18 protein-coding genes are annotated in these 23,533 nt (G+C 53.7%); 17 read left to right on the top strand and 1 reads right to left on the bottom strand.

The window, feature by feature from the left end; translation table 11 throughout:
* The first annotated feature begins 338 nt into the window (after window positions 1-338).
* Window positions 339-3,077 carry a diguanylate cyclase gene (locus tag FFS57_RS09070; protein WP_137937466.1) on the top strand — a complete coding sequence of 913 codons (2,739 nt, stop codon included), beginning with the start codon at window positions 339-341 and terminating at the stop codon, window positions 3,075-3,077.
* Between the two features lie 57 nt (window positions 3,078-3,134).
* On the opposite strand, the gene ppsR is transcribed toward FFS57_RS09070, so the two are convergent.
* Window positions 3,135-3,959, bottom strand: a complete 825-nt coding sequence (gene ppsR / locus FFS57_RS09065) for a posphoenolpyruvate synthetase regulatory kinase/phosphorylase PpsR (RefSeq protein ID WP_137937465.1) — start codon at window positions 3,957-3,959, stop codon at window positions 3,135-3,137.
* Window positions 3,960-4,319: 360 nt separating this feature from the next.
* Between ppsR and ppsA the strand changes: the two genes are divergently transcribed.
* From ppsA to flgK, 16 genes are all read left to right on the top strand, one after another.
* Window positions 4,320-6,704: a phosphoenolpyruvate synthase gene (gene ppsA, locus FFS57_RS09060; protein WP_137937464.1), complete on the top strand. Its 2,385-nt coding sequence runs from the start codon at window positions 4,320-4,322 to the stop codon at window positions 6,702-6,704.
* A gap of 246 nt (window positions 6,705-6,950) precedes the next feature.
* Window positions 6,951-8,603, top strand: a complete 1,653-nt coding sequence (gene pyrG / locus FFS57_RS09055) for a CTP synthase (RefSeq protein ID WP_137937463.1) — start codon at window positions 6,951-6,953, stop codon at window positions 8,601-8,603.
* Window positions 8,604-8,698: 95 nt separating this feature from the next.
* Entirely contained in the window at window positions 8,699-9,559 is an 861-nt protein-coding gene (gene kdsA, locus FFS57_RS09050; protein ID WP_137937462.1) for a 3-deoxy-8-phosphooctulonate synthase, read from the top strand.
* A gap of 66 nt (window positions 9,560-9,625) precedes the next feature.
* A complete protein-coding gene (eno, locus tag FFS57_RS09045) occupies window positions 9,626-10,912 on the top strand; it encodes a phosphopyruvate hydratase (protein ID WP_137937461.1) in 1,287 nt (428 codons plus the stop codon).
* Between the two features lie 64 nt (window positions 10,913-10,976).
* Entirely contained in the window at window positions 10,977-11,309 is a 333-nt protein-coding gene (gene ftsB / locus FFS57_RS09040; protein ID WP_137937496.1) for a cell division protein FtsB, read from the top strand.
* A 235-nt stretch (window positions 11,310-11,544) separates the two neighbouring features.
* Entirely contained in the window at window positions 11,545-13,362 is a 1,818-nt protein-coding gene (locus FFS57_RS09035; RefSeq protein WP_137937460.1) for a diguanylate cyclase, read from the top strand.
* Between the two features lie 296 nt (window positions 13,363-13,658).
* Complete coding sequence (gene flgB / locus FFS57_RS09030; protein WP_137937459.1) at window positions 13,659-14,060, top strand: flagellar basal body rod protein FlgB; 402 nt, start codon at window positions 13,659-13,661, stop codon at window positions 14,058-14,060.
* Between the two features lie 14 nt (window positions 14,061-14,074).
* Window positions 14,075-14,479, top strand: a complete 405-nt coding sequence (gene flgC, locus FFS57_RS09025; protein WP_137937458.1) for a flagellar basal body rod protein FlgC — start codon at window positions 14,075-14,077, stop codon at window positions 14,477-14,479.
* A 10-nt stretch (window positions 14,480-14,489) separates the two neighbouring features.
* Window positions 14,490-15,164, top strand: a complete 675-nt coding sequence (locus FFS57_RS09020) for a flagellar hook assembly protein FlgD (RefSeq protein ID WP_137937457.1) — start codon at window positions 14,490-14,492, stop codon at window positions 15,162-15,164.
* A 17-nt stretch (window positions 15,165-15,181) separates the two neighbouring features.
* Entirely contained in the window at window positions 15,182-16,696 is a 1,515-nt protein-coding gene (flgE, locus tag FFS57_RS09015; protein ID WP_137937456.1) for a flagellar hook protein FlgE, read from the top strand.
* Between the two features lie 28 nt (window positions 16,697-16,724).
* On the top strand, window positions 16,725-17,462 hold the full coding sequence (gene flgF / locus FFS57_RS09010) for a flagellar basal-body rod protein FlgF (protein WP_137937455.1): 738 nt from the start codon (window positions 16,725-16,727) through the stop codon (window positions 17,460-17,462).
* Between the two features lie 69 nt (window positions 17,463-17,531).
* On the top strand, window positions 17,532-18,314 hold the full coding sequence (flgG, locus tag FFS57_RS09005; protein WP_137937454.1) for a flagellar basal-body rod protein FlgG: 783 nt from the start codon (window positions 17,532-17,534) through the stop codon (window positions 18,312-18,314).
* A 10-nt stretch (window positions 18,315-18,324) separates the two neighbouring features.
* Window positions 18,325-18,996 carry a flagellar basal body L-ring protein FlgH gene (locus FFS57_RS09000; protein WP_137937453.1) on the top strand — a complete coding sequence of 224 codons (672 nt, stop codon included), beginning with the start codon at window positions 18,325-18,327 and terminating at the stop codon, window positions 18,994-18,996.
* A gap of 1 nt (window position 18,997) precedes the next feature.
* Window positions 18,998-20,095, top strand: a complete 1,098-nt coding sequence (locus tag FFS57_RS08995) for a flagellar basal body P-ring protein FlgI (RefSeq protein ID WP_137937452.1) — start codon at window positions 18,998-19,000, stop codon at window positions 20,093-20,095.
* Window positions 20,096-20,258: 163 nt separating this feature from the next.
* Window positions 20,259-21,194, top strand: a complete 936-nt coding sequence (gene flgJ / locus FFS57_RS08990; protein ID WP_137937451.1) for a flagellar assembly peptidoglycan hydrolase FlgJ — start codon at window positions 20,259-20,261, stop codon at window positions 21,192-21,194.
* A gap of 74 nt (window positions 21,195-21,268) precedes the next feature.
* Entirely contained in the window at window positions 21,269-23,524 is a 2,256-nt protein-coding gene (flgK, locus tag FFS57_RS08985) for a flagellar hook-associated protein FlgK (RefSeq protein WP_137937450.1), read from the top strand.
* The last annotated feature ends 9 nt before the right edge of the window (window positions 23,525-23,533 follow it).

The raw sequence follows: 23,533 nt of genomic DNA, 5'->3' as shown, positions 1-23,533 counted from the left end.
GGTCGGACAGCGTATTGCCGCGTATTTTGCTGTTGGGCAAGGCCTGTCGCGGAATTGCATCGTGCCACCACATAGAACGAAGTTTACCGAATCCTGAGCCTGGCGGCTAACAGTCTGGATGATTGAGATGAAGATAGGGGCATCCAATTTGGGATCCACTACGGTGTTTCGCCAACCATGCCTACAATGAAATGACGAGCCGGTAGCCTGCCGTTGGCAGGGGGAATGGCTTCGGTTAGCATCATGTTTCTGGGATATGGGTACAGTGGTCGTTCGATATGTGGCTATGCGAATAGGATGTTGCGACTGATGCGGTTGGACGAGAAATCCTGAATATCATGCGCTTACCTGTATTGTCGCGGTTTTCGCATCGATTGATGGTGCTATTGGCGCTGATCATGATCGGGCTGTCAGGTGGCTATGCCTATCTGGTGTGGCAGGTCATGGCTGAAACATCGATCGAGATGGAGCACGATGTACAGCAAGTGATGGCTGAACAAGCCACCGGCTTCATCGGACGCCTAGTGAAAACCCGTACAGAGTTGTTGGATGCGCAGCTGGAACGTGTCGCGAGCGTGGCCGGCGACGGGGCTAAGGTCATGTCACGTCATCTGCAACGTGGCGGTGTGCTTGGTGAATCGTTGTCTGGCTTGCTCTCCGCCTTGGCGGGGCGAGATACTTGGGCTGGACGGGTCTATTTTCTGGATGCGTCGACCGGCAATGTCTCGGAAGTCGGCCTGACGGGAATGCAAACCTATAACGATAAGTTGCTGCAATCCCGTTTGCTCTCCACCACCATGGGGCTGGCAACGGTGGGCGAGGTGCGCTGGACAGAACCGCTTTCCAGTACAGCCAATCGAAACCGTTTGGTCGTGGTGGCGTTATCCCCGGTTTCGGATGGCAAGAAAGTATTGGGTTTTGTTGGAGCGGAAATTCCATTGATCCAGTTGGCCATCGACAGTGGACGTGATGATGGCTTCAGTGGTAATTATTCCTTTGTGATCGATGCCCGCAAGCGTCTGATCGCTACCAATCCAGTCGGGCGCAATCAACTTGATCTGGTCTCGTCACAAAACAGTGTCCTGCCCTTGGTCTCGGCTGGTAGCAATAAGGCTTATGACCAGCTGTTGGGTAAGATTGCTGCCGGCGATACGGGTGTGATGAAACTCGAGTTGCGCAATGAGCCGCGCTATGTGGCATTTCATCCCATGTACAAAATGCCTTGGCGATTGATCATGGTGGTGCCTGCAGACGCAGCCGTTGCGGCCATCACGCCACTGAGCGATGCACTGGCAGACGGGCAGGCGAGGGCCTTGCGTGTCATCTTGCTGGGTGTGCTGGCTATTCTGCTGCCTGTGGTAGTGATCGGGTTATTGTTGATTCGTTACATGACTCACCCAATTGCTGCTTTGATCGATGGTGCCAACCAGATTGCAGGCGGAAATTATGCCTACCGCATGCCGGCGCGAATGGGTGGGGAATTTCGACAGTTGGCCCAGGCATTCGATGCCATGTCGGAGAAAATCGGACGAACTGTGGCCGAAATGACAGCCGCCAGCGGGGCGGAGCGAGTCGCAAACCAGCGGTTACGTGATTCGATTGCCGAATTGGAATCGTTGAACATGGTGCTGCGAGATGAGACTGAACAACGGCGTCGTGCCGAAACCGCGCTTCGCGAGAGTGAAGGTCGCCTGAAAGCCATAGTCAGCCATGCTCGGGCATTGATCTACTTGAAGGATTTGCAAGGACGATACCTACTTGCGAATGAGCCGATGCAAACGTTGTTGCAGTGTACAGAGCAACAGATTCTAGATAAGACCGACGCTGACTTGTTTCCACCGATTGTGACATTGCAGCTACAGCGCAACGACCAGACGGTGATCAGCAACCGTACGGCCGGTGAGTTTGAGGAAAACATCACACTCGGCGTGGAGCCGCGTATTTTTCTGACCAGCAAGTTTTTGTTGAGCGATGGGAAGGGGCGTCCATACGCGTTAGGTGGCATCGCAACGGATATTACAGCTCGCAAACGTGCCGAAGCAGAATTGCGGCAGACCAAGGACAATCTGGATCGAATCGTCGAACAACGTACTGATGCATTGAAGAAAGCCAACACTCAGCTGGCATTGGAAATTGAGGAGCGCAATCGTACATTGACGGAATTGCAGGAGTCAGAGTCTCGTTACGCGTTGTTGGTTGAGAACATTCACGACGGTGTGCTGGTGGTGCAGGGGCAGCAGATCATATATGTCAATCAGGTGATGGCCGACATGCTGGATGCAGATATGCCGTCGCAATTGATCGGTCGACCGATGCTGGATCTGGTTGCACCCGATGAGCGTATCAAACTGCAGGAACGTTACGAGGCGAGATTGAGTGGCGGCTCGGTAGAATCGGTATACGAAAGTACCTTGCTCAGCTTGAAGGGTCGACGTGTCGAGGTTGAGTTGTCCGTCGGCTTGGCTCGATTCAAAGGTGAGACCGGGACGGTGGCGGTGTTGCGGGACATTGCGTTGCGTAAGGCTGCAGAAGTTGCGCTACAACGGGCGAATGCCGAGCTGATGAGAATGTCGGTGATGGATTCGCTGACGGGTTTGTATAACCGACGCTATTTGATGAGCACGTTGGATGCGGAGTTTGCGCGGGCCATGCGTCATGGCGTGTCATTGTCGGTGTTGATGATCGATGTTGATTATTTCAAGAACATCAATGATAGCTACGGTCATCAATGTGGCGATCAGGTATTGATGCAGGTTGCCAACTTGATACAAAGTCGCACCCGTCAAAGCGATACGGCAGCGCGTTATGGCGGGGAGGAGTTGACCTTGCTGTTGCCTGAGACGGATCTGCTGAGTGCGCGGTTGCTGGCAGACTCTCTGTGCAAATTGATTGCCGAAACCCCCTTCAAACTTGAGGATGGTCAGTCAGTTCAGGTTACGGTCAGCATTGGGGTTGCTGGCATACCGATTTGTAAAGCTGACTCGGTCAGTCAGTTGTTGGAACTGGCGGATGAATCACTCTATCGTGCCAAACGGCTAGGGCGTAATCGGGTTGAGGTGGCGGCAGCATTGAATTAGCTGCTGATGGCAACGGGATGCATGTGGTCCCGTTGCCGTGATACTACCTATCTCGGATCAGAATACCTTACGTTCCAGCTTGGCCTGATGCAGGATGGTGCTGGAGATTTCTTCCACTGATTTACTGGTGGTGTTGATGTAAGGTACGCCCTCCCGCCGGAAGATCGCTTCCACCTCGGCTGTTTCAAATTTGCAGTTGTCGATGGAGGCGTATTTGCTATTGGGTTTGCGTTCGGTGCGGATCTGCGCCAAACGGTCAGGTGCGATGGTCAGGCCAAACAGCTTGTGGCGATAGGGCGCCAAGGCGGCCGGTAGTTTAATTTCACCGAGATCTTCCGGAATCAATGGGTAGTTGGCTGCCTTGATACCGAACTGCAGCGCCATATACAGGCAGGTTGGTGTTTTGCCTGACCGGGAAACCCCAACCAGAATAATGTCTGCTTCGGCCAGATCGCGCGGTTTGATACCGTCGTCGTGTGCCATCGAGAAATTCACGGCTTCAATCCGCGCGTTATATTCATTGAAGTTGGCAACACTGTGCGCCTTGCCGACAGTATGCGAGGAAGCGCAGCCCAGCTCCCGCTCCAGTGGTGCAATGAATGCTTCGAAGAAATCCAGATTCAATGCGCAATCCAGTTTCAGCATGCTGCGGATGCCTTCGTTCACCATGCTGCTGAATACAATCGGGCGCTCGTGATCGTTTTCTGATGCTGCGCGAATCTGGGCGGCAGCCTGTTGGGCTTTCTCCGGTGAATCGATGAATGGCAGGGTGACCCGCCGGAATTCCAGCCCCTCGAACTGACTGAGCAAACTGTGGCCGAGCATCTCGGCGGTGATCCCGGTGCGATCTGAAACAACAAAAACAGTACGACGGTGCGGCATGGTGTGTTCCGATACTCAGTTGGTTGGTGGTTTATATTGTAATAATCAATATCGTCCAGTGCGATGTGTCCGTGAAGACCGTAGGGGGACGGTAAAGCTAACTCATTGAATAGTACGATGTCATCAAGTGTGATGGCAGCCGCGCAACCCTTGTGGTGGCATATGGTTAGAGCAATGATTCAATTGCTGTAACCATAAGGTTGCAACAAATGCTGCCAAAATTGGCATAAAAAAGTTAAAATCCGGCCTCTACGGATCTGTCGCCGGATACGGGCTTGCGGTGTTGGCGATTGCAAACGCAGTAAGACCGGATGCCGACGGCGGCTCTCACAGATTTCCCCACATTACAGGAATTTGATAATGGCAGAGAATTACGTCATTTGGTTCGAAAAGCTGCGCATGACCGATGTGGACAAGGTCGGCGGCAAGAACGCATCGCTCGGCGAGATGATTTCCCAACTCGCTGAGAGTGGCGTCCGTGTCCCGGGCGGCTTCGCGACCACTGCCCAGGCGTATCGCGACTTTCTCCAGCATGAAGGCTTGGCTCAACGTATTGAAGCAGCCGTGTCTTCCTTGAATATCGATGACGTTGCCACCTTGGCTAAGGTGGGCACGCAAGTCCGTCAGTGGATTGTCGATACGCCGTTCCCTGCCAAACTTGAAGCCGAGATCAAGGCTGCTTACGACCAGATGGTTGCCGATTCCGGCGCAGAAATCTCCGTGGCTGTTCGCTCCTCGGCAACAGCAGAAGATTTGCCCGATGCATCATTTGCCGGCCAGCAGGAAACCTTCCTGAACATCAATGGCCTGCAAAATGTGATGGCTGCCATCAAGCATGTCTTTGCTTCGCTCTACAATGACCGCGCAATCGCTTACCGCGTGCACAAAGGCTTTACCCACAGTGAAGTTGCATTGTCTGCTGGTATACAGCGTATGGTTCGCTCCGACAAGGGCGCATCGGGTGTGTTGTTCACCATCGACACCGAATCTGGTTTCAATGATGTGGTCTTCGTGACGGCATCTTATGGCCTGGGTGAAACGGTAGTTCAAGGTGCGGTCAACCCCGACGAGTTCTATGTCCATAAGCCGACATTAACGGCAGGCCGCCCGGCAATTCTGCGCCGTACCCGTGGTTCCAAGTTGATCAAGATGATTTTCACCGAAAACCGTGAAGCTGGCCGTTCGGTTAAGACTATTGATGTGCCAACCACAGATCGTCAAACTTTCTCCATTACTGACGCGGAAGTGGAGGAACTGGCCCGCTACGCAGTGATCATTGAAAAGCACTATCAGCGCCCGATGGATATCGAGTGGGGGCGTGATGGCGTGGATGGCAAGCTGTACATCCTGCAAGCGCGTCCAGAAACGGTTAAGTCGCAAGAAAATCGCGTGGAAACACTGCGCCGATATCGCTTGAACACCAAGTCTGAAATCCTTGCTTCCGGGCGTGCAATTGGCCAGAAAGTGGGCCAGGGCGTGGTGCGTATGATTCGCGATGTGGCTGAAATGGAACGCGTGAAGGAAGGTGACATCTTGGTTACCGACATGACTGACCCAGATTGGGAGCCAGTGATGAAGCGCGCTGCAGCCATTGTGACCAACCGCGGCGGCCGTACCTGCCACGCAGCGATTATTGCGCGCGAGCTGGGTGTGCCGGCAGTTGTGGGTTGTGGTGATGCGACTGATGTGCTGGAAGACGGCATGGAAGTGACTGTTTCATGCGCCGAAGGCGATACCGGCAATATCTATAAGGGCTTGTTGGATGTTGAGGTGATTGATCTGGCGTTGGACAAGATGCCTGCATCGCCTGTGAAATTGATGATGAACGTGGGTAACCCTGAGTTGGCTTTCGACTTCGCGCATCTGCCGAACGAAGGTGTGGGTTTGGCTCGCCTGGAATTCATCATCAACCGTATGATTGGTATTCACCCGAAAGCGCTGTTAGCTTATCCCAATCTGCCGGCTGATGTGAAAGACATCATTGAAGATCGTATCGGTGGTTATGCCAGCCCGGTCGATTTCTATGTCGAGAAGTTGGTTGAAGGTATTGCGACCATTGGTGCAGCGTTTGCGCCGAAAAAGGTGATCGTACGTATGTCCGACTTCAAGTCGAACGAGTACTCGAACCTGATTGGTGGTCAGCTATACGAGCCGCACGAAGAAAACCCGATGATCGGTTTCCGTGGTGCGTCCCGTTATGTCAACGAGTCTTTCCGTGATTGCTTCGAGTTGGAATGCCGTGCAATCAAGAAGGTGCGTAACTTGATGGGATTGATCAATGTCGAGGTCATGATTCCGTTTGTGCGTACCGTGACGGAAGCGAAGCAGGTGGTTGAGCTGCTGGCGCAAAATGGTCTGAAGCGTGGCGAAAACGGTCTGCGCCTGATCATGATGTGTGAGATTCCTGCCAATGCCATCCTGGCAGAGCAGTTCTTGGAATATTTTGATGGATTCTCTATCGGTTCCAACGACATGACTCAGCTGACTTTGGCGCTGGACCGCGATTCCGGTGGTCCGATCGCATCGCTGTTTGATGAGCGTAATGATGCGGTCAAGGCAATGTTGTCGATGGCAATCAAGGCGTGCCGCAAGCAGGGTAAGTACATTGGTATCTGCGGCCAAGGTCCATCGGATCATCCTGATCTGGCCAAATGGCTGGTGGAAGAGGGGATCGAAACCGTATCGCTGAACCCAGATACGGTTGTGGAAACCTGGATCTACCTGGCGAAGGAACTGGCTCGCTGATTGGCGGAACTTTCCCGAAAACAAAAAAGGCACCAATAGGTGCCTTTTTTGTTGTGTGTGGCTTGGTGGCAAGCTGGATTGTCATCTTGGTACATGCGCATCCCATTAAGGGTGGAATTTTTTTGTCAGCCAAGTCCATGAGCCAGCATCGGATTTTTCGATTCGGCCAGCAGGCGTGCCTTGCGCCGAATTGAGGAAAGGTCCCATTTCCTGTAGAATACGGAATTCAATTTAGCCAGTATCAACATGACTAAATATATCTTCGTTACCGGCGGCGTTGTCTCCTCTTTAGGAAAAGGCATCGCCGCCGCGTCACTTGCAGCTATCCTCGAATCCCGCGGCCTCAAGGTCACCATGATGAAGCTGGACCCGTATATCAACGTAGATCCTGGCACCATGAGCCCAATGCAGCACGGCGAAGTGTTCGTGACTGAAGACGGCGCGGAAACCGATCTTGACCTGGGCCACTATGAGCGCTTCATCCAGGCCAAGATGCGCAAGTGCAACAACTTCACCACCGGCCAGATCTACGAGTCAGTGATCAAGAAAGAGCGTCGTGGTGATTACCTGGGTAAAACCGTACAGGTAATTCCGCACATCACCGATGAGATGAAATTGTTCATCAATCAGGGTGCTAGCGAAGCTGAACTGGCTGTGATCGAAGTGGGCGGTACTGTGGGTGATATCGAGTCGCTGCCGTTCCTGGAAGCGATCCGCCAGATGGGTGTTGAGCTGGGCCGTGAAAACACTTGCTTCGTGCATCTGTCCTATGTGCCATATATTGCTGCGGCAGGTGAAATCAAAACCAAGCCAACTCAGCACTCGGTCAAGGAGCTGCGCGAAATCGGTATCCAGCCGGATGTGTTGATTTGCCGTGCTGACCGTATGGTGCCGGAAGATGAACGCAAGAAGATCGCGTTGTTCACCAATGTGTCCGAGCGTGCTGTGGTGTCCTGCCCGGATATGGATTCGATCTACAAGATTCCTCGTGTGTTGTGCGATCAGGGTATCGACGAGATCATCTGCAAGCAATTGCAATTGAATCTGCCTAAAGCGGATTTGAGCATGTGGGACAATATTGTCGAGGCTGTGGAAAATCCTGGTCAGACAGTTAATGTGGCGATGGTCGGCAAATATGTTGATCTGACCGAATCCTACAAGTCATTGATCGAAGCATTGAAACACGCGGGAATTCATACTCGTAGCGAAGTGAGGATTCATTATCTGGATTCCGAAGAGTTGGAAACCGGTGATCTGCACGAACTGAAGGACATGGATGCAATCCTGGTGCCGGGTGGTTTCGGTAAGCGTGGTGTGGAAGGCAAGATCCGTGCTGTGCGCTATGCCCGTGAGCACAATGTTCCGTACCTGGGCATCTGTTTGGGTATGCAACTGGCGTTGATCGAATATGCCCGCGATGTGGCTGGCATGACCGATGCCAACTCCACTGAATTCACACGCGAAACCCCGTTCCCGGTGGTGGCGTTGATTGACGAGTGGATCAATCGTGACGGCAAGATCGAAACCCGTGACGAGAACTCCAATATGGGTGGCACCATGCGCCTGGGTGGTCAGGACTGTGACCTGCAGGCGGATTCGCTGGCAGCACGTATTTATGGTGCAAACCGCATTGTTGAGCGCCATCGCCACCGTTATGAAGTCAACAACCACTACTTGCCACGCCTGGAAGCAGCTGGCCTGAAAGTCAGTGGCCGTTCGACCGATCCGAATCATCTGTGTGAAACCATTGAGCTGCCGAACCATCGCTGGTTCTTCGGTTGCCAGTTCCACCCGGAATTCACTTCGACACCGCGCGACGGGCACCCGTTGTTCCAGGCGTATGTCGAGGCTGCAATTACCTACGCCCGCGAAAATGGGCGTGAGGGATTGCACTGCTGATTGGAATACACAAGCCGGCTTGATGCCGGCTTGTTTTTGTCATCGTGTCGGTGGTGTGAGCAGTGTGCTCCATCATCGCTAAACAGGATGTGATCATGAAACTGTGTGGCGTTGAAGTCGGGTTGAATCACCCGTTTTTCCTGATCGCCGGCCCCTGCGTCATCGAGGGCGAACAATTTGCCATCGATACCGCCGGACAACTCAAGGAAATTGCAGCTGAACTGGGCATCCCATTCGTTTACAAATCCAGCTTCGACAAGGCGAATCGTTCCTCTGGCAAGTCATTCCGTGGCTTCGGCATGGAAGAGGGGCTGCGCATCCTCGCCAAGGTCAAGGAGCAATTAGCCGTACCCGTGCTGACCGATATTCATGATATCGACCAGATCAAGCCGGTTGCTGATGTGGTGGATGTGTTGCAGACACCAGCTTTCCTGTGCCGTCAGACGGATTTCATCCGGGCCTGTGCGCAGTCTGGTAAGCCGGTTAATATCAAGAAAGGTCAGTTCCTGGCTCCGCATGACATGAAGAATGTCATGGACAAGGCGCGTGAGGCGGCACGTGAGGCTGGACTGCCCGAAGATAACTTCATGGCCTGTGAACGCGGTGTCAGCTTTGGTTACAACAATCTGGTTTCCGATATGCGCAGTTTGGCCATCATGCGGGAAACTGGTTGCCCGGTTGTATTCGATGCTACTCACTCCGTGCAGTTGCCGGGTGGGCAAGGTTCATCCTCTGGCGGACAACGTGAATTTGTACCTGTACTGGCGCGCGCTGCGGTGGCAACGGGCGTGGCTGGCCTGTTCATGGAAACCCATCCGAACCCGTGTGAGGCGATGTCGGATGGACCCAATGCCTGGCCGCTGGGCAAGTTGAAAGATTTGCTGAAGACCTTGCAGGCAATTGATGCACTGGTCAAGCAAGCCGGCTTTGCCGAAAACGAACTCCTGGGCCAGTGACCACGGTCGTGGTCCAAATAAGTTAGCAGAACCCATTCATCCACTGATTGAACATAAGGTTGAGAGATGAGCTCTATCGTTGAAGTCGTAGCACGCGAGATTCTGGATTCCCGTGGCAACCCCACCGTTGAAGCTGATGTACTGCTGGAATCCGGCGTCATGGGTCGTGCAGCGGTACCTTCCGGTGCTTCCACCGGTGAAAAGGAAGCCGTCGAGCTGCGTGACGGTGACAAGACCCGTTATTTGGGTAAGGGTGTGTTGAAGGCGGTTGAAGCCGTCAACACCGAAATCTGCGAGGCCATCATTGGTCTGGATGCTGCTGATCAGGCTTTCATCGACAAGACGTTGATTGAGCTGGATGGTACCGATAACAAGAGCCGTTTGGGTGCGAATGCCATCCTGGCGGTGTCGGTTGCTGTTGCCAAGGCTGCTGCAGAAGAAGCTGGCTTGCCGCTGTACCGTTACCTGGGTGGTGCTGGCCCAATGGCATTGCCGGTGCCGATGATGAACGTCATCAACGGTGGTGCGCATGCCAACAACAGCCTGGATATCCAGGAATTCATGATCATGCCGGTGGGTGCAAAGACCTTCCGTGATGCGCTGCGTTGCGGTGCTGAAGTGTTCCATCACCTGAAGAAGATCATCGATGCCAAAGGTATGCCGACTACCGTAGGCGACGAAGGTGGTTTCGCACCGAATCTGAAGTCGAACGAAGAAGCGCTGGCATTGATCAGTGAAGCGGTGACCGCTGCTGGTTATACTCCGGGTGACGATGTATTGTTCGCTCTGGATTGCGCCAGCTCCGAGTTCTACAAAGATGGCCACTATGTGCTGGAAGGCGAGGGCGGCCTGAAACTGACTTCCGAACAGTTTGCTGACTACCTGGCAACGCTGGCGGACAAGTACCCGATCATCTCCATCGAAGATGGTATGAGTGAGCATGACTGGAACGGTTGGAAGCTGCTGACTGACAAGTTGGGCAAGAAGGTACAGCTGGTCGGTGACGATGTATTCGTGACCAACCCCAAGATTCTGGCCAAGGGTATTGAAACAGGCATCTGCAATTCGCTGTTGGTGAAGATCAACCAGATTGGCACCTTAAGCGAAACACTGCAAGCCGTGGATCTGGCCAAGCGCAATCTGTACACCTCGGTCATGTCGCATCGTTCGGGCGAAACCGAAGACAGCACCATCGCCGATCTGGCTGTGGCAACCAACTGCATGCAGATCAAGACTGGTTCGCTGAGCCGTTCTGATCGTATGGCCAAGTACAACCAATTGCTGCGTATCGAAGAAGAATTGGGTGATGCGGCCTACTATCCTGGCCGCAAAGCCTTCTATCATCTGAAGTAAGGCTTGTAATTTACTTGGTGACCTGTAACACTCGCGGCGATCGTCGCGAGTGTTTTAATTGACTATGCGTTTTCTCACCCTCATTCTGGTTGCATTGATCGCGTTGCTGCAATACCCCTTGTGGGTAGGCAAAGGCAGCTGGCTGAGCGTTTGGAAGAACGACAGTGAACTGGTCAAGCAGAAAGGGGTCAACGAGCAACTGCAGGCGCGCAATGCGTCGCTTGAGGCGGAAGTGAACGACCTCAAACAGGGTTACGATGCCATTGAAGAACGTGCACGTAACGAATTGGGTATGATCCGGCATGATGAGGTGTTCTTTCAGGTTCTGGAAACGCCCGTACAAGCACCACCAACCCTATCTACTCCCCCTGCTTCTGTTACTGGGCGTGCCCCATAGCACCGTTTGGTTTGTGCGCCGTCATACTCGTTGACTGGGCATGCCGATTGTCGCGCCTGCTCAGCGTGTTTGTTTGAGCTCATGACATCTTTGCTGATCCGATTTTTAAGTATGGATGGACAAATACAATGATGAAAGCCTGTCCACCAGCGCCTACAATGCATATATTGCTGTGATGTGTGTTGTACCACCTTGCTGATTGAGCACGGTGGCTGTTGTCGTGCTCGGAACAATCATGGAAAAAAACGTCAATCCTTCGCTGGTCGCACGTGAAACCTTGAAATTGATGGCTCAGCGCAAGGTCATGCCTGATCCAGACAATTACCGCAAGATCTACAACGAAATCGCTGGTATTCGTGATGCTGTGGCAACTGGTCATAGCGAGTTGTTGGGTGAATTGTTGAAACCTTTACAACAAGCTGCCAAGGGAAGCCCTGCTCGTGGTCGAGCCATCAAAGAGCTGGATCAGTTGGCTGCAGCGCAGCAATGGCCCAAGTTTTTCAATCTGTATGAAGACGAAATCCTGAATAGTTTAGCAGGACGTCGTTTCTCGCGTCCGTGGCCTGAATTGATTCGCGAATTGCTGCGGGAATGGGATCTGCACCGCCCCGGTTTTTCCAGTGGCAAAAAGAAGGATGCACTTGAGCGGGTGTTGATCAATTTTGGTAGTGATCTAGCCCAGTTGAACGAGAAGCTTGCAGGGATGCTGAAGAGTTGGGCAGAGGGGGGGGAGCCAGAGGCTGGTGTCGAAACGGCAGATGAAGAGGCCGTTGGTGCTGATGTATCACGAAAGGTAACCGGGAATGCTCAGGGTGCTGTTGAGGGTGCAGCGGCTGTCAGCGCGGGTATGGTGGGTTTGGCAGCCTGGTCTGAATTGATGTCACTGATTGTGTCGAGTGGGTTGGTGGCACGTTTGAAGCCCTTCCCGGAGTTGCAAGGCGAAGCGGAAGCCTTGCTGGTTGCAGTGCGGGAGGTGCGTGATGAAACAACCTTACAACGCTTTGCTGCGCAGACCAAAAAATTCTGCATCAAACTTGAATTGCATAATGACCATGATGAGCGTCTGTTCACCGGGCTGCTGCGTTTGCTGGAGCTGTTGGTCGACAATATTGGTGAGCTGGTTGTGGACGACCAGTGGATTGACGGGCAGGTGGCAGTACTGCGTGACATGATCGACAAACCCCTTACCGCACGGCAGATCTATGCGGCAGAGGCCAGTTTCAAGGATTTGATCATCAAGCAGGGGGCGCTCAAGCACGGCCTGAATGAAGCCAAGGAAACATTCAAGCATATGGTGGCAACGTTCATCGACCGTCTGGGCGTCATGTCCAATAGTACTGGTGGCTATCACGATAAGGTCAAAATCTACGCTGAACGCATCCAGGAAACGGACGATATGCTGCAATTGAACCAGTTGCTGGCTGATCTGATGAATGATACCCGCAGTGTGCAGACCGATATGCTGCGCTCTCGCGACGAAATGCAATTGGCTCGCCAGCAGGCGCAGGATGCGGAAGAGCGTATCCGTAATCTTGAGGGTGAATTGCGAGCCATCAGCGAAAAGGTCAAACAGGACCATCTGACAGGGGCATTGAACCGGCGTGGTCTGGATGATGCTTTCTTTGCCGAGGTGTCCCGCTCGGAACGGGAAGCGGCGCCTCTGTGCGTCGCCTTGCTGGATGTTGATAATTTCAAGCAACTGAATGATCGACTGGGGCATAGCGCCGGAGATGGCGCGCTGGTTCATCTGGCGGGTGTGGTACGGGACACCTTGCGACCAACGGATATTGTGGCTCGCTATGGCGGTGAGGAATTTGTGGTGTTGCTGGTCAATACTGAACAGGATGAGGGTATTCGCGTCATGGAGCGTTTGCAGCGTGAGCTGACTAAGCGCTTTTTCCTGTTCAATAATGAGCGACTGCTGATTACCTTCAGCGCAGGTGTGGCCCGCTATCGACCGGGGGAGGAGCAGGACTCAGTGATCGGGCGGGCGGATGATGCCATGTATCGGGCCAAAAAAGCCGGCAAGAATAAGGTACTTGCTGCCGACTAGTATGTTTTTCGCTGAATAAATTGATGGCAGCTCCTCAAGTGATGAGCGAATATCAGTGGTGCTGATCCCACATCTTGACGGATGAGCCACTACCCAACGATTGCCCAGTTGTGCCTTTGTTCACTTATTGCCGACAGTTTGTCATTGTTGCCGGCAAATCTTGCCGCCAGCGGGTGCCGTCGCTTCTGTCATTTACCACTACACATGGTTCTCTCTTGGTATATCAAGCATTTTGGCAGGAAATGCGTATTGGCACATATCGTGCTTGAGGTTGAGCAAGACTTTTGGAGACTGCCATGCTCGGCAAAATTGATCGCGAATTCGCTTTTCTGGAAAAAGCCATCAAGCTGCGTACTTTCCGGCAGGAGCTGATTGCCTCCAACATTGCCAACGCTGATACCCCGGGTTACAAAGCCAAGGATATCGATTTTGCTGCAGCGCTCAGTGGTGCAATGGGTAATCGCGGTGATTTGAAGTTGAATACGACACACAAGCGCCATCTTGGCCCGGCAGACGGGAGTGCGGCTGGCGCACAAGTACTGTATCGCCTGGAAAAGCAGGCCAGTATTGATGGTAATACGGTGGATACCGATACCGAGCTGGCCAATTTCACCGACAATGCAGTCCGCTACCAAGCCGAACTAACTTTCCTCAATAGTCGTATTCGCTCGTTGACGAGTGCGATGCAGACTCGCTGATTAGGAGCCGGACCATGTTCAAGGTATTCGATATCGCCGGTTCTGCAATGACAGCTCAGTCACAGCGATTGAATGTGGTGGCCAGCAATCTGGCGAATATCGACAGTGCCACTTCCAGCACTGGTGAGGTCTACAAGGCGAAGCAGGTGGTATTTGAAACCACGCCGCTGACAAAGAGTCAGCCGAATGTGGCCGGGGTGCGGGTACGCGAGGTGATTGAAGACCCGGCACCACCGCGTATTGTTTATGATCCGACCAGCCCGTTTGCCGATGGCAATGGCTATGTGACATTTCCAAATGTCAATGCGGTGGAGGAGATGGTGAACATGATCTCAGCCTCCCGCTCTTACCAAACCAACGCAGACATGATGAATACCGCCAAGACCATGCTGCTGAAAACCCTGCAGATCGGTCAGTAAGGAGACCCTGATGGCTGACGTGAACAACATCGGTGGTGCCGGCTCAACCCAGAATACCAACGGGACGAGTGCGGCCAAGAAAACCACCAATACCATGGAAGAGGCTCAGGACCGCTTCCTTCGCCTGTTGACCACGCAGATGCGTAATCAGGATCCACTGAATCCGCTGGATAACGCACAGGTGACTTCGCAAATGGCGCAGATCAACACCGTAGCGGGGATTACCAAGCTGAATGAATCGATCGCAGCACTGTCGAAAAGCATGATGGCCGGGCAGGCCATGCAGGCTGCCAGTGTGATTGGCCGGCAGGCGCTGGTGCCAGGCAATCTGATTGATCTCGCGGGCAGCAAGGGTGCTGCGGGTGTCAATTTTGCCGAAGATGTCGATCAGGTGACAGTATCGATTCTCGACAAGGATGGCAAGCTGGTCAGCAAGCAGGAGCTGGGCGGTCAAAGTGCGGGCGTGCTGCGACTGGCATGGGATGGCAAGGACGACAAGGGTAGTCAACTGCCGGACGGGCAGTACCATTTTGAAATCAGCGCATCGTACAAAGGTAAATCGATCCAGGCAATGCCATATGCTTTTTCGCGGGTCAATAGTGTGTTGTTGGGTGATGATGGTGTCAAACTTGATGTTGGCAAGCTGGGTAATGTGGCTTTCGCCGATGTGAAGCAAATCGTGTAATGGCAGGAGTATAGACAATGGGTTTTCAACAAGGTTTGTCCGGTCTGAACGTATCAGCCAAGAATCTGGATGTGATCGGCAACAACGTGGCCAATGCCAATACGGTTGGCTTCAAGTACTCCCGTACCGAATTTGCGGATATCTTTGCATCCACCCTAGTGGGATTGTCAGGTACCCAGGCGGGGATTGGTGCCTACGTCAGTCGCGTGGCGCAGCAATTTACACAGGGTAATATCACCTCGTCGGCCAACCCACTGGATCTGGCTATCAACGACAATGGGTTCTTCCGCATGTCATCGCCAGCCGGTGCCATCAGTTACACCCGTAATGGCCAATTCAAGCAGGATAAGTTTGGTTACTTGGTTGATAACCGGGGCAATTATCTGACTGGTTTTGGGGTGACCCAAGCGGTGGATGCCTTGACTGGCGTAGCCAGAGATGTGGCGGATCGTGGTAAGGAAATCAATCTGCGTATCGACCCCAACGGCCAGTCTGCGCCCCAGGCTACTGGGGCCAGCCTGGGAGCGGAGCGGGGGGCGATGTTCAACGTCAACCTTGATGCAACCAAAACCACGCCTACCAACAAAAACAATTTCAAATCATCGACTACACCGGTTGGCGGCCCGTTGGGTAGCCCGATTCCAGATGCATCCAGCTATACCACAGCGACTTCATTGACGGTATACGATAGCGAAGGTATGGCGCATGCACTGACTACTTTCTACATCAAAACCGAAGTCCCGAACGAGTGGGCGGTGATGATGGTGGCCGATGGTGCCAGTGCAGCTAATGTCGGGGTACGTGCCCCAGGGGGCGGAGCCTTTCTGCCTCAGGTTAATGGGACTGGTAACGCCTATGATCCGATCACAGGTCTGCCATTGGCAGGTTTGGCTGATTTGCGCCTGACCTTCGACACCAATGGTCAGTTGACCGGTTATAAAGTGGCTGGTACCAGCTATCCGCCATCGACTCCACCCGACATCAGTCTGAATCTGAAAGGCATCGCGGACGAATTGACCAATATTAACCAGGTCAAGGGTATCAATACCGTGGTGACCTATGGCGCGGCTGGTAATGCACCACCGTACCGCAGCTTGGATTTCCCGTTGAACTTCAAGGGTTCGACCCAGTTTGCCTCTGGCTTCTCTGTCAAGGCCCAGCAAGATGGCTTTGCGCCAGGGCAATTGGCTGGATTCTCGATCTCGCCAACCGGCGCGATCACCGTGCGTTACACCAACGGCCAAAGCCGTACCGAAGGTTTTGTGCGGCTGGCCAGCTTCCCGAACGTACAGGGGTTGCAGCCGGCGGGTAACAACCAATGGGTACAAACCTTCCAGGCGGGTACCGAACAGGTGGGTTTGCCAGGGGATGCAGGGTTTGGGACCTTGCAGTCCGGTGCGATGGAGGATTCCAACGTCGATCTGACAGCTGAGTTGGTAAACATGATCACGGCACAACGCAGCTATCAGGCCAATGCGCAAACCATCAAAACGCAGGATTCCGTTTTGCAGACGCTGGTCAGTCTGCGCTGATCGATTGATTGACACGTAAGGAACACGCATGGACAGGCTGATCTATGTTGCCATGAATGGTGCCAAGCACTTGATGCTGCAACAGGCATCAACGGCGCATAACCTGGCCAATGCCAATACACCAGGTTACAAGGCAGAGGAGAATGCCTTCCGTGCTTTACCGGTGGTTGGCAGCCCAGCGTTGCCAACTCGGACCTTCGTCGTGGATCAGACCGCTGGTGCGGATTTGACCGCGGGCCCGATCCAATACACCGGGCGCGAGCTGGATGCCTCCATTCGTAGCCAGGGTTGGTTCACCGTACAGACGCCGCAGGGCGAAGCCTATACGCGTCATGGCAGCTTTGAGATTGATGCGGAAGGCATTCTGCGTACCCGTAATGGGCTGACCGTGCTGGGCGACGGCGGCGAAATTACGGTGCCTGCGGGCAACCGGGTAGAAATCGGTAATGATGGCGTGGTCGTCGCGATTCCTATCAATGGCCCGCAAAATCGGGCTGAAATTGGTCGCTTGAAGCTGGTCAATCCGCCAGCATTGAATCTGGCGAAAGGGCCTGACGGTCTGTTTCGGACCCGTGATGGCGTACCGACTGAGGCAGCCCCTGAAGTGCAGGTTTATGCCGGCGCTCTGGAGGCTAGTAACGTCAATGCAGTGGAATCGCTGGTGAGCATGATCAGCCATGCCCGCCAATATGAAACCCAGATCAAGTTGTTGCAGACGGCAGACCAAAATGCGCGGCAGGCTGCGCAAATCCTGGCATTAAGCTGACTTGGCTGTACATGCCAGCAAATACTGCCGGCACTCAATAGGTCATTACCAAAAGAAACGGGTACGCGAATGATCAGAGCACTCTGGGTCGCCAAGACCGGTATGGATGCGCAACAAACGCATATCGATGTTATTTCTCACAACCTGGCCAACGTCAACACCACTGGCTACAAGCGGCAGCGGGCCATCTTTGAAGACTTGATCTACCAGACCTTGCGCCAGCCGGGCGCACTTGCCACACAAACCAACGAAATCCCGACCGGCCTTCAACTGGGTGTTGGGGCGCGTGTGGTGGCAACTGCCCGTAACCATACGGAAGGAACGCTGCAGAAGACGGACAATCCGTTCGATATTGCGATCAATGGGCGCGGCTTTTTTCAGATCCAGATGCCGGATGGTAGTACCGCCTATTCGCGTGATGGTTCGTTTGAGTTGAATAGCCAAGGCCAGATCGTGACATCCAGTGGCTATTTGTTGCTACCCAACATTACCATTCCCGCCGATGTCCAGAGTGTGACGGTCGGGCTGGATGGCATTGTGACCGTGGTACAGCCGGGCAATGTGGCACCGGTACAGGTTGGTCAAATCCTGTTGGCTGATTTCATCAACCCGGCGGGATTGCAATCGAAAGGCGAGAACCTCTATCTAGAAACGGCGGCATCTGGTGCTGTACAAGTGAACACGCCGGGGCAAAACGGTACCGGTATCCTGCTGCATACCTATGTCGAGAATTCGAATGTCAATGTAACGGAGGAGTTGATCAACATGATTCAGGCGCAGCGCTCGTTCGAGATCAATTCCCGGGCGATTCAGACGTCGGATCAGATGTTGCAGCGGTTGACCCAGTTGTAAAGGTGATGTGATGAAACAATTGCTTGCAAGTATTGGCATATTGGCTGCATTGGCCGGCTGCACCAGCACGCCGCGCGCCATTGTGCAAGGTCCGACTACGGTGCGGCCGATTGCCGCCGTACCGATGGCCAGTGGCAGTGGCGCCATTTTCCAAAGTGGCAGCAATGGGCTGTTTGAAGACCGAGTGGCACGACGGGTAGGCGATATCCTGACTATTGCCATCGAGGAAAAGTTATCAGCTAGTACCAAGTCCGATACCAAGGCCAATCGGACTGGTAGCATGAGCCTTAGCGCCAATCCATTTTCGATACCTTACGCGCCGGGTGTGGTCGATAAATTGGGGCAATTGAGCGTCAAGACCAGTTCGGGTAACAACCACGAGGGCAAAGGTGAGGCAACCGCCACTAATACTTTTACTGGCTCGATTACGGTCACCGTGACGGAAGTTTTACCCAATGGCAACTTGATGGTGGCGGGTGAGAAGCAGATTGCCATACACAACGAACATGAGTTTCTCCGATTCTCCGGGGTCGTCAATCCGTCCGATATCAAGGTTGGTAATACGGTTTCCTCCACCAAGGTTGCAGATGCCCGGATCGAGCAGCGTGCTACCGGGGCGCTCAGTGCCGTGCAGGAATCGGGTTGGCTGCAGCGTTTTTTCCTGACGGTGATGCCGTTCTGATATGAAACGACTGTCAATTTACCTATTATGCGTGGGTGTGGCGGTGATGGCATTGCCCAGTCAGGCTCAGCAGCGGTTGAAGGAGCTGGCGTCGATCCAGGGTGTACGCAGCAACCAGTTGGTCGGTTATGGTGTGGTGGTGGGGCTGGATGGCTCAGGCGATAGCTCAACGTTGACCTCGCAGAGTCTGACCGCCATGCTGACCCAACTGGGGGTGCAAATTCCACCGGGCACATCGCTATCTGCCAAGAATGCTGCACCGGTGTCGGTGACTGCATCGCTGCCAGCTTTTGCCCGGCCAGGGCAGCCGATTGACGTAACGGTATCGTCCATTGGCAGCAGTAAAAGCTTGCGGGGCGGTACATTGCTGATGACACCGTTGCGCGGGGCTGACGGCCAGATTTATGCCATTGCCCAAGGCAATATCCTGTTGGGTGGGGCCGGCGCCTCAGCGGCCGGTTCCAGTGCGCAGGTCAACCAGCTCAATGCAGGGCGGATTCCAGCCGGTGCCACGGTAGAACGGGCGGTGCCAACCAACTTGGGGCAAGGTGATTTCATTCATGTCGAGCTGCAGCAGAGCGATTTCACCACGGCTAACCGAGTGGTCAATGAGATCAACAGCAAATTCGGTTCGGATACCGCTCGTGCAATTGATGGTCGGCAGATCCAGGTGCGTGCACCGCAGGATTCAAACGAGCGGGTACAGTTTTTGGCGCGTTTGGAAAATCTTGCCGTCGACCCGGCAGAGAATGCCGCCCGAGTGGTGATCAATGCTCGTACTGGCTCAGTGGTGATGAATCAGGCAGTGACCATTGAACCTTGTGCGGTATCGCATGGCAATCTGTCCGTTTCGATCGGGGCGAGAAATGATGTCAGTCAGCCCAATCCTTTGTCTGGTGGGCAAACCACGCCAGTACAGAATGCCGATATCGCCATCAAATCCGACCAGGGGCGTGTCTTACAGCTGGCGAAAAGTGCCAAGCTGGCGGATGTGGTGAAAGCACTTAATTCCATTGGTGCCACGCCACAAGATCTACTTTCTATTTTGCAGGCCATGAAAGCAGCAGGCGCATTGAAGGCCGAGCTGGAAATCATCTGATCCAGTCGCTGTCGGGTATGTGTCATGTTGCATGCCCGGCTGTGTCTTATCTGCCCATCTCCTTGTAATTGCTGGCCTGTATCTTGCTAGATTTATGTCAAATGACGGCGTTGTAGTGCAAATATCACCGTCTCGTCAACGGAAATCACAAGGTGATGCGATCATGCAAAGTCTCTCCAGCAATGCTTCCATTCTGTTAAGTCGTCTTGGTGGCCCGGACATCAACAATCGCCTGAGCGTGGATGTCAACAGTCTGGATGCCTTGAAATTGCAGGCCAAGCGGGATGAAAAAGGTGCCATGAAAGGTGTGGCGCAGCAGTTCGAGGCGATGTTTCTGCAGATGATGATGCGCAATATGCGCGCTAGCATGCCTGAAAATGATCTGTTCGGTAGTGAAGAAACCAAGATGTTCACTGGGTTGCTGGATGATCAGTACGCCACGCAGATGTCCAGCAAAGGCGGGGTTGGCTTGGCTGACATGATCTTGCAGCAACTGACACGTGACCGCGTGATGGCGCCTGTTCAGTTGCCGGCCGACATGAAACAGCCTAAGGGTGTGGCATTGCCTGTCACCCGGCCTGATCTGCAGGCTGTCCCATTGACCAAGTCTGCTATGCAGCAATTTGTCGACAAGATGATCATCCATGCCAAACCTGCAGCGGAATCGCTTGGTGTGGCACCACACTTGCTGGCTTCGCAAGCGGCACTGGAGACCGGTTGGGGTAAGCGGGTGATTCGCGATGATCAAGGGCGGGACAGTCACAATGTATTCGGCATCAAGGCTGGTAAAAACTGGCAAGGGCCAGTAGCTGAAGTCACCACGACAGAATATGTGAATGGCAAGGCGGAGAAGCGAGTAGAGCGTTTCAGGGCATACGAATCGTATCAGGTAGCATTCAATGATTATGCCCAGTTGTTACAGAGCAATGGACGGTATCGCGAAGTGTTGAACCAGGGTCATGACGCTGCCGGGTTTGCCAAAGCATTACAAAGCGGTGGCTATGCGACTGATCCGAATTACGCCAACAAATTGACCAAGGTGGCAGGGCATCAGGTGATGCGTCGGGCTGCGATGGCTGCATATCAGCAGTGGGTTTGATTGGTACTCAATTTTTATTGATTGATGCCGTTAATGAATATTGATGCGTCGTAACAGACGACAGGGGTTGAAACATGGCTAGCGGAATTTTTGGTATTGCGTTGACGGGATTGAATGCCGCCCAGGCTGGACTGTTGACGACATCCCACAATGTCGCCAATGCCGGTACCGCAGGTTATAACCGTCAGGAAATCCGGCAGGAGGCAAACAAGCCGCTGTTCACTGGGGCCGGTTTTTTTGGCCGTGGTGTCGAGGTGACCAATGTGGTTCGTGCCTACGATAACTTCCTGCAGCAGTCCATTCTGTCTGCCGAAGCTGTTCAAGGTTATTTGAAAGGCTACGAACAGCAGATCAATATCATCGATGGCATTGTGGCTGATCCAACAGTCGGGTTGTCGCCATCCATTCAGGATTTCTTCAAGGGTTTGCAGAGTGCAGCCTCCAATCCGGCGTCTGCACCTGCCCGACAACAGATGATCAGCCTTGCCAACACGCTGACCAGTCGTTTCCGTCAAATTGACGGTCGCTTGCAAGAAGTTCGTAAAGGGGTGAATGAGCAGATCACGTCGACCGTCAGCCAAGTCAATGCCTTAGCCCGTAAGGTGGCCGACCTGAACAATGAGATCGCTGCCCGTACTTCCGGTGCCGGTCGTGACCCGAACGATTTGCTGGATCAGCGTGATGCGGTGATTGTGGAGCTGAACAAGCTGGTGAAGGTAACCACACTTCCCCAGACCGATGGCTCGATCAGTGTGGCGGTCGGTAGTGGTCAGATGCTGGTGCTGGGCGGGACTGCAAACCAGTTTGCGGCCGTACCTTCCGCAGCCGATCCGGAATCCATCTCGGTATCGTTCAAGCAGGGTTTCAGTGATGTACCGATCCCGGACAATCTCCTGCAAGGGGGTAAACTGGGTGCGTTGCTCAATTTCCGTACCAATACCCTGGACTTGGCCCAGAATGCGCTGGGACGAGTGGCTGTCGGGCTGGCCCGCACTATGAATGAGCAGCATCGATTGGGGCAGGATCTGGATGGCAATCCTGGTGGTGACCTGTTCAAAGTCAGTACACCACGCGTGGTATCACATGCCAATAATGGCGGGAATGCACAGATTCAGGCCAGTCTGTCATCCGTTGGCGAGCTGACGGCCAGTGATTACCGTGTCGTGTTCACCCAGGCAGGTACCTATGATGTGATCCGCCTTTCCGATAATTTCAAACAGACTGCAAGTGCTGCGCAGATGACTGCTGGTTTCACCATGGATGGCGTAACTTTCCAGCGCAGCTCTGGCGCACCGATTTCAGGAGATTCGTTCCTGGTGCAGCCAGTACGGGGTGGTGGACGTGACATCGACGTGATGATCACTGACGTGAAGCGTATTGCAGCCGCTGCACCGTTTCGTACAGATGCACCGCTGAGCAATGTGGGTACTGGTAAGATAGATGGTGGTGTCAGCAATTCGCCATACGACAAGGTGACCATCAATTTCACTAGCGCTACTACCTTTACCGTCACCAATACCACTACTGGTGCGCCCATCGCGCCACCGGGCGCGGCTTTGCCGTTGACGCCGGCGAGTTACACCTGGGCTTACCCGGCTAATGCCACGGTCACTGTGAATGGTTGGCAGACCACATTGACGGGTGCGCCGGCGACGGGAGATCAATTCGTTATTGACAAGACTGTGGCATCCAAGGGTAGTGCCAATACTGGTACTGGTACGATTGCCGAGGTGGTACCGGACCCGGCAGCCCGGCCCGTTGGGGCGCCAGTACCCAATCCCCCGCAGTCGGTGTTTTTGCCGCAGCTGGATGCAGTCCGCAACAACGTGACGATTACCTTTACCTCTACTACCCAGTTCAACGTGGTGGACACGACAACAGGTACTACGTTGGCAACGGGCCTGAACTACAACCCGGCTACATCCAACGCAGTTGGTTTCAATGGCTGGTCAATCAAATTGTCCGGCGGGCCAGTGGCGGGGGATGTGTTTACGGTTGGCCCCAACACTAACGGTTCTGCAGACAACCGTAATGCATTGGCGATGGCTAATCTGCAAACGGCCAATGTACTGGGGGATGCTTCGGCAACCTATCAATCTGCTTACAGTCAGATGGTAAGTAGCGTCGGAAATCAGGCTAGCGAGATCAAGATTGGCGTAAAAGCACAGGATACGCTGGTGAAGGAAGCCAATTCGCAGAAAAGCGCGTTCTCCGGGGTGAATCTGGATGAAGAAGCAGCCAATCTGCTCAAGTACCAGCAGGCTTATCTGGCGGCCAGCAAGGTCATCAGCATCGCGCAGCAAACCTTCCAGAGTATTCTGGATATTTAAGGACGTCGT

This window comes from Chitinivorax sp. B, from assembly GCF_005503445.1.
In the GTDB taxonomy this organism is placed as follows: Bacteria; Pseudomonadota; Gammaproteobacteria; order Burkholderiales; family SCOH01; genus Chitinivorax.
The sequence above is the reverse complement of the archived record's forward strand: the minus strand, read 5'-3'. Positions and strand labels throughout refer to the sequence as shown.